This window comes from Bacillus sp. FSL K6-0073, assembly GCF_038006085.1.
GTDB classification, from domain to species: domain Bacteria; phylum Bacillota; class Bacilli; order Bacillales; family Bacillaceae_G; genus Bacillus_A; species Bacillus_A cereus.
The window spans coordinates 4,533,559-4,545,947 of sequence record NZ_JBBOUN010000001.1 but is presented as its reverse complement, the minus strand read 5'-3'; the positions used below and the strand labels follow the sequence as shown (position 1 = coordinate 4,545,947).

Below are 12,389 nucleotides of genomic sequence, written 5' to 3'. Positions count from 1 at the left end.
TTTTTGGAGTCTTGATGCATGTTCGCATGCATCAAGACTTGTTTCATATTGTATGGAAAGGAGTGGTGATTGAGAGTGAAGAAAATTGCAAGTGTACTAATGGCTATCATTTTGTTAATGAGTATAGCCGGGTGCTCATCACCAAAAAAAGAATCAGCAAAGCAGGTAAAGAGTGAAAGTAAAGAGCGCGTCGTTGCAACAACAGTGGCTGTTACTGAAATTATGGATGCGTTAGAAGTAGATTTAGTCGGCGTTCCAACAAGTTCTAAAACTTTACCGAAGCGATATAAAGGTTTACCTGAAGTTGGGAATCCAATGAGTCCAGATATGGAAAAGGTAAAGTCATTAAAGCCTTCAGAAGTGTTATCTGTGACAACACTTGAATATGAATTAAAGCCAGTTTTTGATGGTGTGGGTATGAAAGCAAACTTTTTAGATTTAACGAGCTTGAAAAATATGCAAAGTTCTATTAGCGATTTAGGTAAGAAATATGGGCGTGAAAAACAGGCCGAAGCAGTAGTAACTAAATTAGATAAAAAGGTTGCTAGCATTCAAAAAGAAGTAAAAGGAAAGAAAGAACCGACAGTGCTTATTTTATTAGGTGTGCCGGGAAGTTATTTAGTAGCAACAGAGCATTCTTATATTGGAGATTTAGTGAAACAACTAGGTGGTAAAAATATTGTGCAAGGTGAACAAGTAGAATATTTAGCTTCTAATACAGAGTATTTAAAGAAAGCTGATCCAGATATTATTTTACGAGCAGCTCATGGTATGCCTGATGAAGTTGTAAAAATGTTTGATAAAGAATTTAAAACAAATGATATTTGGAAACACTTTGCTGCGGTTAAAAATAACCGTGTTTACGATTTAGAAGAGCGTTTATTTGGAACGACAGGCAATTTAGCAGCAATTGAAGCATTAGATGAATTGAAAAAAATGATGTATCCGTGATGCATTTTAATATAAAGGAAGAGTAGAATGAATAAAAAAACTTGGAGTTTCCTCATTGTTACTGCATTGCTTATTGTTATGACATCATTGTCAGCGATGAAAGGTAGTTTAGAAGTAGGTATTGTTGAACTTGTACAAGGGATATTTACAGGTGGAAATGAAGATGTTGAAGTCATTAAAGATTTACGTTTTCCGCGTATTATTATTGCGTTGTTCACTGGAGCGGCTCTCGCTGTTTCAGGTGTGCTTTTTCAAGCTGTTATGAAAAATCCACTCGCTGATGCTGGGGTAATCGGTATATCTTCAGGAGCAAGTTTTATGACACTTGTTATTATTACGTTGTTCCCGCAATTCTTTTTCTGGACACCCGTATTCGCCTTTTTAGGTGGTGCGCTTGCATGTTATCTCGTTTATTCGTTTTCATGGAAATCAGGATTAAGCCCGCTTCGCATTATTTTAATTGGTATTGCCATTAATGCAATGTTTACTGGATTAAATGAATCATTCGTTACGATTTGTGGATATTTTATTAAGAGTATTAAGCAAACGACGACTTCTAACATAACAATGAAGACGTGGGGCGATGTAGAAATAATGGTGACTTATGGAACGATTGGTCTTATTCTTGCTCTGTTCGTAGGAGCTTGGTGTAACTTATTATCGCTACAAGATAAGACTGCGAAAAACTTAGGCTTGCACGTGACGAGAGTTCGTCTTATTATTTCTGCCATTGCAGTACTCTTAGCGGCAGTATCAACAGCGATTGCAGGTGTTATTGCTTTTGTAGGATTACTAGTTCCGCATATTTCAAGACAATTAGTCGGTTCAGACCATAAAGTATTAATTCCATTTTCTGCTCTTGCAGGGGCGTTATTAATTTTGACGGCAGATACGATTGGAAGGTTAATTGTGCCACCTAACGAAATTCCAGCAGCAACAATTATGGCGGTTATTGGTGGTCCATTCTTAATATTCTTGCTTAGAAAGAGTGATAAAGTTCATGGAAATTAAAAATGTAACCTTTTCATACGATAACGTAACAAATCGATTAAAGTCTGTTAGTAGTGAAATAGAAATTGGGAAAATTACAACAATCATTGGACCGAATGGATGTGGGAAATCAACATTACTTAGTGTCATGTCTAGAAACCACGCTCCTAGCAGTGGAGAAGTAATACTTGATGGGAAAGCGATTAGTGAATATAAACCGAAAGAGTTTGCTAGAAAACTAGCGGTTGTCCATCAACAAAATGAGGCTCCAGCAGATATTACAGTGGAAAAGCTAATAAGCTTCGGGCGTATGCCATATAAAAATATATTCTCTCCGCAAACAGATGAAGATAGAGAAGCGATTGAGCGTGCGCTAGTATGTACGAATTTACAAAGTAAGCGTGATAAGCCAATTTATGCTTTATCTGGTGGAGAGAGGCAGCGAGTTTGGATCGCAATGACATTAGCTCAAAATACACCAATGCTCTTCTTAGATGAGCCGACCACATATTTAGATATTTACTATCAGCTAGAAATATTAGAGTTAGTGAAAGAGTTAAATGAAGTGCATGGACTAACGATTGTAATGGTATTACATGATATTAATCAAGCCATTCGTTATAGCGACCATATTATCGTTATGAAAGATGGAGAAATCATTACGAAAGGTAATCCTAATGATGTAATAACAGAAGAAATGGTTAAAGCAATATATGGTGTAGATGTCATTGTAAAGCAGGATGAAGATACCGGATTGTACATGGTACCTATGGGAATCTAAAGGCTGAGCATAATCCGTTTTGAGGTGATAATTTGAATAGTAAGAAAGGACGGAAAAAGAATTCTTTTTTTCAACGCATACTTACAATTGTGTTTTTAGGAATCTTTTTCTATTCAATGTATGAGTTGGGCGGGATTTTCATGGATTATTATGAAAATCGTAAAGTAATGGCTGAGGCACAACATATTTATAAAAGAAGTCCAATGGAAGAAAAATCAGAAGATGGAGAGGTACGTAAACAGTTTCAGGATCTCCAGAAAATTAATCCAGAGATAGTCGGATGGATTACGATGGATGATACACAAATTAATTATCCAATCGTTCAAGCAAAAGATAATGATTACTATTTATTTCGTAATTATAAAGGTGAAGATATGAGAGCGGGAAGCATTTTTATGGACCATCGTAATGATGTGAAATCTCAAAATCGAAATACGATTTTATATGGCCATCGTATGAAAGACGGTTCTATGTTTGGTAGTTTAAAAAAGATGTTGGATGAAGACTTTTTTATGTCTCATCGTAAATTATATTACGATACATTATTTGAAGGATACGACGTGGAAGTTTTTTCAGTATACACGACAACAACGGACTTTTATTACATTGAAACGGATTTTGAAAATGATGCAGCATATACATCGTTCTTAAAGGAAATTCAAGAAAAATCACTGTACAAAACGGATACGGAATTGACGGCTAATGATGAAATCGTAACACTTTCTACTTGTGACTATGCGCTTGATCCAGAGGCTGGAAGGCTAGTTGTACACGCAAAATTAATAAAAAGAAATTAAAGAAAAAAGTATAGAATATGAGAAGTGATAGATAACGCTTCTCATATTCTATACTTTAAAAAAGGACTGTTTTTACTGTGCTGCAGCCATTGGCATACGTACAACTTTTACATCATAGTAAGCAATTTTATTATCAAGAATATATTCTGGCATTCCGCCTTGATGTGAGTGAGCATCTTTAAATGCAGCGCTCTTTGTCCAACCTTGGAAATCTTCTTTTGCATTCCAGCGAGTGCTAATTGTTACTTCATCATAATCAACTGTATTTTGCGTTAAAAGAACTTCTAGACCTAAAAAGCCTGGCATCGTTTCAACTTTACCTACTTTATTAAAACGCTCAATTAATTTATGTCCATTTCCCTTTGTAATTTTAGCTGTATTTGTAACAATAATCATGTTTATTCCTCCTATTAAATATAGCCTTTATTTTCGAGAACTCATATACATTAAATGATAATGAAAATCATTATCATTGTCAATGCTAAATGTGAAATATAAAAGTTTTTTATATTATATTGGACAGTAAGATTTCCAGTTCAAAATGTAGTAAATATGTGGCAGTTAAGCGAGAGAATGAGCGAGTTGTACTAGCAAAGCAATAATATGGTATAGTGAAACGAGGCTGTTTTTTCAGTCTCGTTTTTTAAATGCTTCCTGTAGAGAAAGCATGCAAATGGAAAGGAAGTTATTATATGCGATCAGAAGTAACTGTAAAAATAAAACCGAAATTTATAAAAGAAATTAAAAGTGGATATCCGCTTATTTTAAAAGATGCGATTCAAAATTTAAATGATGTTCAGGAAGAAGGAACAATCATTAAAGTAGTAGATGAGAAGAACCAATTTATCGGAAAAGGCTATTATGGAAAACAAAATAAAGGATACGGCTGGATTTTAACGAGAAAAGAGAGTGAACAAATTAATCAGTCTTTCTTTGAAAGTAAAATAAAATCTGCCTTACATAAACGAAAGCAATTTTACAAATCAAGTGATACGACAGCATTCCGCGCCCTAAACGGTGAAGGTGATGGTCTTGGAGGACTAATTATCGATTATTATGATGGCTACTACGTAGTAAGTTGGTATAGTGAAGGGATTTATACTTTCAGAGATGAGATTATAGCCGCTCTTCAAAAAGTAGCAAACTTTAAAGGTATTTATGAGAAAAAGCGTTTTGATACGAAAGGGAAATATATTGAGGGTGATGATTTCGTAGCAGGAGAGCGTGGTGAGTTCCCGCTTATCGTAAAAGAAAATGGTGTGAACTTTGCTGTTTATTTAAATGACGGAGCGATGGTTGGTGTATTTTTAGATCAGCGTAACGTTCGAAAACAAATTCGTGATAAGTATGCAAAGGGAAGAACCGTGTTAAATATGTTCTCTTATACAGGTGCTTTTTCTGTATTTGCAGCGCTTGGCGGAGCGAGCAAAACGACGAGTGTCGACCTTGCAAATCGTAGTTTAAGTAAAACGATTGAGCAGTTTAGTGTAAATGAAGTTGATTATGAAGCGCAAGATATTATTGTAGAAGATGTATTTCTTTACTTCAAATATGCAGCGAAGAAAAAAATGAAATTTGATATGGTCGTACTTGATCCTCCAAGCTTTGCACGCTCAAAAAAATATACATTTAGTGCAGCAAAAGATTATAAAAATTTATTAAAAGAAACAATTGCTATTACAGAAAATAACGGTATTATCGTTGCTTCTACAAATTGTAGCGCATTCGATATGAAAAAGTTTAAAGGCTTTATCGATACAGCCTTTAAAGAAATGAATGGCAAATATAAAATATTAGAAGAACATTCTTTACCAGAAGATTTCCGTACCATTGATCAATTTAAAGAAGGAGACTATTTAAAAGTAGTTTTCATCGAGAAAATTAAAGGTTAATAAAGAAAAGGAGCTCGAGTTTACTTGAGCTCCTTTTCTTATTGAACGATATTTTGTACTCTACCGACTTGCCCGTCCTGCAATCGCACTTTAATGCCATGCGGATGGGAAGGGGAGTTTGTTAAAATATCTTTTACAATTCCACGTGTTAATTTGCCTGTTCGTTGATCTTGTTTTAATACAATATCAACTTCAAGACCGGGTGCTATATTAGAACGTTTTTGTCCGTTCATTTACACACCTGTACGTCTACGTTGGTTGTTTGTTTTCTTTGTTTGTTGGTTTTGTAATTTTTTTGTTTCTTGGCTTTGATTTTTGGCATTTTGACCATTACCGTTACCTTGCTTTTTCTTTGCAAGTTGTTCACGCATTAAATCAGCTAAGCTTACTTTTTTGTTTTCTGACATGATAAGTCTCCTTTATATAAAGTTAATTATGAACTATCGTAGTAAATTTCATCATATCATTGTTAGGGAAGGAAGGGAAGTTGGTTTGAAAATTCATATAATTCTTCACAGTATTCATTCGTTACGATACAATTAAAATGCTAATGTTTGTAAAAAAGGGGATAGACATATGTCACATCATATTTTATTAGTTGAAGATGATATCTCAATTCAAGAGATGGTGGAAAAGTATTTAATAAAAGAGGGCTTTCAAGTAACAATTGCGTCTGATGGAGAAGAAGGCGTGAACACATATTTAAAAGGTTCATTTGATTTGATTATCCTTGATATTATGATGCCAAAGCTAGATGGCTTAGAGGTTGTACGAATCATTCGAGAAAAAAGTGCAGTTCCGATTTTAATGATGTCGGCAAAAGATACAGATGTTGATAAAGCTGTTGGATTAGGACTTGGAGCAGATGATTACATTTGTAAGCCATTTTCTATGATTGAATTAGCTGCACGTGTAAAGGCAGGTATTCGGAGGTCTACGAAATATTCGGCTACAGAATCAACAGAAGAAAAAATGATTCAAATTGGTGATTTAACAATCGATCCAATTAATTTTACGGTTGAAAAAAACGGGAAACCTCTCAAACTTACTTTAAAAGAATTTGAGATCTTAAAACTGTTCGTAAAAAATCAAAATCGTGTATTTACGAAAGCACAAATATACACGTTAGTTTGGAACGAAGAGTATTACGGTGACGATAACGTCATTAATGTTCATATGAGAAGATTGCGTGAGAAAATCGAAAGTGATCCATCTAATCCAGAATATATTAAAACGTTATGGGGCATCGGCTATAAGCTGGAAGTGATGTAATATGATCAATTTGTTAATAGGTATTATTTTTATATTGTTATGTGTTATTTATATGCAATATAAAATGAGAAAAAATAGTAGTAAAAATTTACGATACACATATGAAAAGTTAGAAAGTATTGTAAATGAAAAAACAGGCGAGACGTTACTCGTTATGACAGATGATCTAGAATTGCAAAAATTATTAGTGGCAATTAATCAATTATTAGATGCAAAACAGAAAACGAATGCAGATCATGCAAAAGTAGAAATTTCGATGAGAAAAATGCTTTCAAATATTTCGCATGACTTGAAAACACCACTAACAGTTATTCTTGGATATACAGAAATGTTAAATAAGGATAAAACGATGAATAAAGAAGAACAACAAATATTACTTGAGAAAGTGCATACGAAAACACTAGAAGTGATGGAGCTAATTCATAAGTTTTTTGATTTAGCGAAATTAGAATCTGGTGACAAAGCAATTGAAATGACAAAAGTAAATATGAATGAAGTTTGTCGCGAGAAGATTTTATCATTTTATGATTTAGTGACGACGAAAGGTTTTCAGGTTCATATTGATATACCAGAAAGAAATATATACGCACTTGGAAATGTGGAAGTATTAGGTAGGGTATTGAATAATTTAATATCAAATGCGATTACATATGGAGACGATGGAAAGGCACTCGGTATGACGTTAAGAGATGATGACACGAGCGTGTATATAGATATATGGGATACAGGAAAAGGAATTGATGAATCTCATATTGATAAAGTGTTTGAGCGTATGTACACACTTGAAGATTCAAGAAATAGATTGTACCAAGGAAGCGGTCTCGGATTAACGATTACGAAACGGCTTGTGGAAGCGATGGACGGAAAAATTCATCTTTCTAGTAAACCGTATGAAAAAACAATTTTTACAATTGTATTAAAAAAGATGCTGTTTTAGCTTGTAGAGAAGTAGATTCTACAAGCTTTTTTTCAGCGTAAGGAATTTGTAAGAAACGGGTAAGAAAAAAGAGATTTCCGTTGTCTATTATAGAAATATAGAGTATTGCGAAAGGGGAAAGTAACATGACATATATATTAAAAACAAATCAGTTAACGAAAGTGTTTAAAGGGAAAGAAGTTATTTCCAGTGTTAACATGCATGTGAAAAAAGGAGAGATATACGGTTTTTTAGGACCAAACGGTGCTGGTAAAACAACGATTATGAAAATGATTACAAATTTAATAAAACCGACGAGTGGTGATATTGAAATCTTCGGTGATAAATTAACAGATACATCTTATGAAGTATTAAAAAGAATGGGGACAATTATTGAATATCCAATCTTTTATGATAAATTAACGGCGAAAGAAAACTTAGACCTACATTGTGAATACATGGGCTACTACGATAAAAATGCAATTGACCATGCTTTACATTTAGTGAAACTACAAGGGGTAGATAATAAAAAAGTAAAAGATTTTTCATTAGGAATGAAACAACGACTCGGTATTGCAAGGGCAATCGTTACAAAGCCAGAATTGCTCATTTTAGATGAACCAATTAACGGTTTAGATCCAATTGGTATTAAAGAGTTACGAGACTTATTTAAAATGCTTTGCAAAGAATATGGCATTACATTATTAGTTTCTAGTCATATTTTAGGTGAGATGGAACTAATGGCCGATACAATTGGTGTGATTCAAAATGGAAAACTAATAAAAGAAGTTTCAATGAAGAGTATTAACGGAAAACAAACAGAGTATATTGAAATTACTGTTCCTGATGTGAAACGTGCAGCTTATATTTTAGAAGATAAACTTGGTATAAAAAATTACAAAATAATGAGCGGAAACATGATTCGGATTTATGAAGTGGCGGTGACACAGCAAGCCATTTCAAAAGCACTTATTATGAACGATGTGGAAATTGAAAGTATTAATAAGAAACATAGTTCCTTAGAAGAATATTTCTTAAATGTAATGGATGGAGAAGGTATTCATGCTTAATGGACTGTGGCTGAACCTGGTAAGTGGATTTATCGTAATGCTAATAAGTGGAATTTTATATTATAGAAAACCAGAGCGGAAATGGTTGTTCATTGTACTAGTGATAGGAATGTTAAGCTTCGTTACTGCTGGAATTAGAATGTTAGCAGCGTAGAGACAGGTATATAAAGAATGGAGGCGTAATTTATATGTTTAAATTAATGAAGCTCGAATGGAAGAAACATAAATTATCTCGTTACTTTAAAAGTGTAGCAATTTGTATTATAGCAATTTTCGCTGCAGTAAGCCTTATGGCATTGGGAATGAAAGCCGAGGAAGACATGCTCTTCTCTGATTTCACACAGAACATGGCTGCAGCAAATATTTTTATTAGGATAACATTCATTATTTTTAGTTCGGTCATTTTATCACGTTTAGTAATTGATGAGTATAAGAACAAAACGATGCAATTATCGTTTATGTACCCGCTGCAAAGGAAAATGCTAATGAGGGCGAAATTAACAATTGTTTTTTGTTTTTGTTTTGTGAGCACCATTATCGCTACTTTTATTATTAGTTTACTCGTATATTTTGTGAGTCCAATGATGGGACTGATTGAAACGCCAGCTACGATAGGTGAAATAATAGCTATCGTTCCAGATACTTTTATAAGTGCATTTATGATATCTGGTATAAGTTTAATTCCTTTATTTTTTGGAATGAGAAAGAAATCGACACCGACAACGATTACTTCGGCAGTAATAATTGGTATGCTGATTAGTGGTAACGTTGGTCCTGGAAACGATCAAGTAAGTATGTTTGATTTTATAGCTATCCCAATCGTGCTCTGTTTATTAGGGATTTTCATTAGTTATTTATCGTTTCGTAAAATCGATAAGATTGATGTGGTGTGAAGCAAGCTTAAAACAACAACGAACTGGGGTATGAATGGTGAAAAAGATAATAGTAATTGCAATATTATTCATTACAATTGCTAGTGTAGTTTTTGGTATTAAGGTATTTCAGGGGAAAGATTTTAAGAAAGAAAAGTCTTTTGAGATAAATAATATAAAAGAAATAGAAGTAGATAATGAAAACTGGAATCTTGAATTTAAAAGTACAGACGCTAATAAAATAGTAATTTCCGCTCAAGGTGAACAAGTAGATAAAGAGATAGATCCTGTCAAAATAGAAAATGATGAAAATAAAATTGTGATTAAACAAAAACAAAAGATGAACAGATTTTTTAATGGTTTTACGTTTAGGAAGAAAAATAGTATATCTATAGCTATTCCGAAGAAAGAAATAAATAAAATTGTATTAAATAATAAATCGGGTGATGTGAAAATAAGAGATATAGTAGTAAAAAATATCATGACAAAAGGCAAGTCTGGAGATGAAATGATTGTAGGACTATCAGCCGAGAAAGGTGAATTCATATCGCAAAGTGGAGAGTTAGTTTTAAAAGGTAGTTCAGTACAAGAATTAAATATAAAGTCTACGACTGGTGATAACTATATAACAAATGTAAGTAACTCAAATATGAACATCACTTCAACATCTGGGGAAGTATTACTGAAAGATATGACAGAAGGAAAATCATTATTTATAGAAACAAAATCAGGTGATATTGGCGTACGGTATAAAGGTGTCCCTGCATCATTGAAGCTTATGGCTAAAAGTAATTCGGCTGACGTAATAGTGGATTTAAAAGGACTTAAGAAAGATAAAAATACAGAAAAGATAAAAGAAGGAACTATTGGTGATGCAAAAAACGAAGTGAAGATTTTAAGTAAAACAGGGGTAATTTATATTGATTAAAGTTTAAATGAAAGGAGGACTATCATGCTACGTCTTATGAAGCTAGAATTGAAGAAGTTTAAGTTTGGATGGTATGTGAGGGGAGCAGTTATTGCAAATATCATTATACTGGCATTATTAATCTTTGTTAGTTTCATTGCACAAATAGAAGGAGATCCAGAAATAAGAGATCCGCAGATGATTTTGCTAATGGCTAGTACAGTAGTAAGAGCAACATTTATTATTTTTGGTAGTGTGTTAATCGCAAGGTTAATAATTGGCGAATATAAAAATAAAACAATACTACTCATGTTTTCTTATCCTATTAACCGAAAGAAAATGATGGCTAGTAAGTTGGCTATTACAGCGATAGTAACATTTATAACAGTTATTGTATCTAACATTTTAGTAGTAGGAATTTTCTTTGGGATAGATAGTTATTTTTCAATTCTTCCTCATTCATTCACAGTAGATCAATTGGTGCAAGAAGGAATAAAACTGGTTCCTTTAGCTATTGCAACTGCGGGAATGAGTTTAATCCCATTATATTTCGGAATGCGTAAACGTTCAGTGCCAACTACAATTGTTTCATCTCTTATCGTTGTAGCAATTGCAATGAATAGCAACCCAGCGTTTCCTACAGCAACTTTACTTCCCCTTCAACTAGCACTCGCAGCAATTGGAGCTGTGATTGCATATTACGGAATTAAAAATATAGAGAAGGAAGATATAGCTGTATGACAAGAATAAGAAAAAAGAGTTGGCGTTACACTAACTCTTTTTTGTATATGTATGCTTCGTTACTACTCTGTAAATTTGGAGTGTTTGCTTAAATACTCTTGAACTCCTGGAGAGATATTAAAGTTATTAGGACTTTTATATTCGATAGTAAAATCTCCGTCTCTACTTGTCTCAAAGGAGATGGCATAGCTATTCATTTTAGCATCGTAAGAAGTATTTTTGACTTCTGCATCTAGATTAAAATATTTTGTAATATATTCTTTTGAGTCCGTAATTGCTGCTTGTTTTCCCCAAGGGGTACCATAATAGGTGAAATAAAGAGATACACTAATAACTCCAATAAGGGAAGTTAGTAAAATAGTTCCCATAGCTATTTTTTTATTTTTTGTATTCAATTTGGTTACTCCTCTTCGTAATATGTATTCATTTTAACCTATATATTCCATAAAACAACCATTTTAAAAAATAGTTTCACATGAAACAAGTTACAGAAAAAGACAAGATATGTAAACACCTTGTCTTTTTTGTCATTACATTTTAGGAGCTACCATTCCAGCCGCAGCCCACTCTTCTTTTGCGGGGCCGTACACACCAGGAACTGTTAAGCCGGCTTGTCGCATTAAAACCGTCATTTGCCCGCGATGGTGATTTTGATGATTAATAAGTGTCATTAAAAATATAGAATTCGGCATAGGGCGACCAAAGAAGTCGTTAATAGTAGCTAAGTCTTTATCAGTCCATTTATTTTGAAGTGTTTCAACAAAAGCCGCGTTCACTTTACGGTACTCATCTGCAATTGTTTTTGCAGAAGTTGGAACAGGATAATCTTTCGTTTCTCCTTCAAACTTTAGCCCTGTGCCAGATAGTATAACAGGAATTGCCGTCACGATATGCCAAGCGACTCTTCCTAAAGTCCAATGTTCAGGTGCAATTTCTTGTGATAAAGATGCATCGGTTAATGAATCAAGCATTTTCTCAGTAGACTCTGCTTCGTATGTCCATGATTGTAAAAAGCCTTCAATTGTTTGGTACATAGTTATCCCTCCTATTTTTGTTCATAGATTAAATTCGTGAGAGATAATATAATCCCTGTTCCACAAGAAATAATTAATTAAGCATTGCTACAATATGAAAACAATTAGAAAATATTTGTAAAAGTGTCAGGAAACGAATGTGCTCATTCGTATATATAATGAATAA

General features: G+C 33.5%; 17 protein-coding genes. 12 read left to right on the top strand and 5 right to left on the bottom strand.

Going from position 1 to position 12,389, the window contains the following annotated elements; all coding sequences use genetic code 11:
* The first annotated feature begins 69 nt into the window (after positions 1-69).
* The 4 genes from isdE to srtB are packed head-to-tail and all read left to right on the top strand — an operon-like array spanning position 70 to position 3,519.
* Positions 70-951 (top strand): heme ABC transporter substrate-binding protein IsdE, encoded by an 882-nt coding sequence (gene isdE / locus MHB52_RS23500; protein WP_002098036.1) that lies wholly within the window; start codon positions 70-72, stop codon positions 949-951.
* Between the two features lie 27 nt (positions 952-978).
* Complete coding sequence (locus MHB52_RS23495) at positions 979-1,962, top strand: FecCD family ABC transporter permease (RefSeq protein WP_001036848.1); 984 nt, start codon at positions 979-981, stop codon at positions 1,960-1,962.
* Positions 1,952-2,722 (top strand): ABC transporter ATP-binding protein, encoded by a 771-nt coding sequence (locus MHB52_RS23490; protein WP_000403761.1) that lies wholly within the window; start codon positions 1,952-1,954, stop codon positions 2,720-2,722. Before MHB52_RS23495 ends, MHB52_RS23490 begins: the two co-directional genes overlap by 11 nt.
* Before the next feature lie 32 nt (positions 2,723-2,754).
* Entirely contained in the window at positions 2,755-3,519 is a 765-nt protein-coding gene (gene srtB, locus MHB52_RS23485; protein ID WP_001086121.1) for a class B sortase, read from the top strand.
* A gap of 72 nt (positions 3,520-3,591) precedes the next feature.
* Here srtB and isdG read toward each other — a convergent pair whose 3' ends face one another.
* On the bottom strand, positions 3,592-3,915 hold the full coding sequence (isdG, locus tag MHB52_RS23480) for a heme oxygenase (protein WP_000587818.1): 324 nt from the start codon (positions 3,913-3,915) through the stop codon (positions 3,592-3,594).
* 296 nt (positions 3,916-4,211) lie between these two features.
* Between isdG and MHB52_RS23475 the strand changes: the two genes are divergently transcribed.
* Positions 4,212-5,411: a class I SAM-dependent rRNA methyltransferase gene (locus MHB52_RS23475; protein WP_016118693.1), complete on the top strand. Its 1,200-nt coding sequence runs from the start codon at positions 4,212-4,214 to the stop codon at positions 5,409-5,411.
* Positions 5,412-5,449: 38 nt separating this feature from the next.
* Here the strand turns inward: MHB52_RS23475 and MHB52_RS23470 are convergent, their stop codons facing one another.
* Both MHB52_RS23470 and MHB52_RS23465 read right to left on the bottom strand, forming a co-directional pair.
* Positions 5,450-5,644 (bottom strand): YwbE family protein, encoded by a 195-nt coding sequence (locus tag MHB52_RS23470; RefSeq protein ID WP_001014310.1) that lies wholly within the window; start codon positions 5,642-5,644, stop codon positions 5,450-5,452.
* Positions 5,645-5,818, bottom strand: a complete 174-nt coding sequence (locus MHB52_RS23465; protein WP_001293578.1) for a hypothetical protein — start codon at positions 5,816-5,818, stop codon at positions 5,645-5,647. It abuts the gene before it with no gap.
* Between the two features lie 169 nt (positions 5,819-5,987).
* Here MHB52_RS23465 and MHB52_RS23460 point away from each other — a divergent pair, with 169 nt between their 5' ends.
* From MHB52_RS23460 to MHB52_RS23430, 7 genes are all read left to right on the top strand, one after another.
* Positions 5,988-6,683, top strand: coding sequence for a response regulator transcription factor (locus MHB52_RS23460; protein WP_016118692.1), 696 nt, complete (start codon positions 5,988-5,990; stop codon positions 6,681-6,683).
* Position 6,684: 1 nt separating this feature from the next.
* Positions 6,685-7,620, top strand: coding sequence for a HAMP domain-containing histidine kinase (locus MHB52_RS23455; RefSeq protein ID WP_044796492.1), 936 nt, complete (start codon positions 6,685-6,687; stop codon positions 7,618-7,620).
* Between the two features lie 125 nt (positions 7,621-7,745).
* Positions 7,746-8,669 carry an ABC transporter ATP-binding protein gene (locus MHB52_RS23450; protein WP_044796494.1) on the top strand — a complete coding sequence of 308 codons (924 nt, stop codon included), beginning with the start codon at positions 7,746-7,748 and terminating at the stop codon, positions 8,667-8,669.
* Positions 8,662-8,823, top strand: a complete 162-nt coding sequence (locus MHB52_RS23445) for a hypothetical protein (RefSeq protein WP_000931813.1) — start codon at positions 8,662-8,664, stop codon at positions 8,821-8,823. Before MHB52_RS23450 ends, MHB52_RS23445 begins: the two co-directional genes overlap by 8 nt.
* 34 nt (positions 8,824-8,857) lie before the next feature.
* The gene (locus MHB52_RS23440) at positions 8,858-9,562 is read left to right on the top strand and encodes an ABC transporter permease (RefSeq protein ID WP_000475529.1); all 705 of its coding nucleotides are present in this window, start codon (positions 8,858-8,860) and stop codon (positions 9,560-9,562) included.
* A gap of 34 nt (positions 9,563-9,596) precedes the next feature.
* The gene (locus MHB52_RS23435) at positions 9,597-10,469 is read left to right on the top strand and encodes a DUF4097 family beta strand repeat-containing protein (protein ID WP_061663236.1); all 873 of its coding nucleotides are present in this window, start codon (positions 9,597-9,599) and stop codon (positions 10,467-10,469) included.
* A 24-nt stretch (positions 10,470-10,493) separates the two neighbouring features.
* Positions 10,494-11,189 carry an ABC transporter permease gene (locus MHB52_RS23430; protein WP_061663235.1) on the top strand — a complete coding sequence of 232 codons (696 nt, stop codon included), beginning with the start codon at positions 10,494-10,496 and terminating at the stop codon, positions 11,187-11,189.
* A gap of 62 nt (positions 11,190-11,251) precedes the next feature.
* Here the strand turns inward: MHB52_RS23430 and MHB52_RS23425 are convergent, their stop codons facing one another.
* Together MHB52_RS23425 and MHB52_RS23420 are read right to left on the bottom strand one after the other, a co-directional pair.
* Positions 11,252-11,584 carry a YfjL-like protein gene (locus MHB52_RS23425; protein WP_001093299.1) on the bottom strand — a complete coding sequence of 111 codons (333 nt, stop codon included), beginning with the start codon at positions 11,582-11,584 and terminating at the stop codon, positions 11,252-11,254.
* 135 nt (positions 11,585-11,719) lie between these two features.
* A complete protein-coding gene (locus MHB52_RS23420; RefSeq protein WP_000284964.1) occupies positions 11,720-12,223 on the bottom strand; it encodes a DinB family protein in 504 nt (167 codons plus the stop codon).
* Positions 12,224-12,389 lie beyond the last annotated feature (166 nt).

Excerpts from the sequence above, each read along its gene's own strand:
- MHB52_RS23495 (WP_001036848.1), top strand. The coding sequence starts at position 979 with ATGAATAAAAAAACTTGGAGTTTCCTCATTGTTACTGCATTGCTTATT.
- MHB52_RS23490 (WP_000403761.1), top strand. The coding sequence starts at position 1,952 with ATGGAAATTAAAAATGTAACCTTTTCATACGATAACGTAACAAATCGA.
- isdG (WP_000587818.1), bottom strand. The coding sequence starts at position 3,915 with ATGATTATTGTTACAAATACAGCTAAAATTACAAAGGGAAATGGACAT.
- MHB52_RS23475 (WP_016118693.1), top strand. The coding sequence starts at position 4,212 with ATGCGATCAGAAGTAACTGTAAAAATAAAACCGAAATTTATAAAAGAA.
- MHB52_RS23470 (WP_001014310.1), bottom strand. The coding sequence starts at position 5,644 with ATGAACGGACAAAAACGTTCTAATATAGCACCCGGTCTTGAAGTTGAT.
- MHB52_RS23465 (WP_001293578.1), bottom strand. The coding sequence starts at position 5,818 with ATGTCAGAAAACAAAAAAGTAAGCTTAGCTGATTTAATGCGTGAACAA.
- MHB52_RS23460 (WP_016118692.1), top strand. The coding sequence starts at position 5,988 with ATGTCACATCATATTTTATTAGTTGAAGATGATATCTCAATTCAAGAG.
- MHB52_RS23455 (WP_044796492.1), top strand. The coding sequence starts at position 6,685 with ATGATCAATTTGTTAATAGGTATTATTTTTATATTGTTATGTGTTATT.
- MHB52_RS23450 (WP_044796494.1), top strand. The coding sequence starts at position 7,746 with ATGACATATATATTAAAAACAAATCAGTTAACGAAAGTGTTTAAAGGG.
- MHB52_RS23445 (WP_000931813.1), top strand. The coding sequence starts at position 8,662 with ATGCTTAATGGACTGTGGCTGAACCTGGTAAGTGGATTTATCGTAATG.
- MHB52_RS23440 (WP_000475529.1), top strand. The coding sequence starts at position 8,858 with ATGTTTAAATTAATGAAGCTCGAATGGAAGAAACATAAATTATCTCGT.
- MHB52_RS23435 (WP_061663236.1), top strand. The coding sequence starts at position 9,597 with ATGGTGAAAAAGATAATAGTAATTGCAATATTATTCATTACAATTGCT.
- MHB52_RS23430 (WP_061663235.1), top strand. The coding sequence starts at position 10,494 with ATGCTACGTCTTATGAAGCTAGAATTGAAGAAGTTTAAGTTTGGATGG.
- MHB52_RS23420 (WP_000284964.1), bottom strand. The coding sequence starts at position 12,223 with ATGTACCAAACAATTGAAGGCTTTTTACAATCATGGACATACGAAGCA.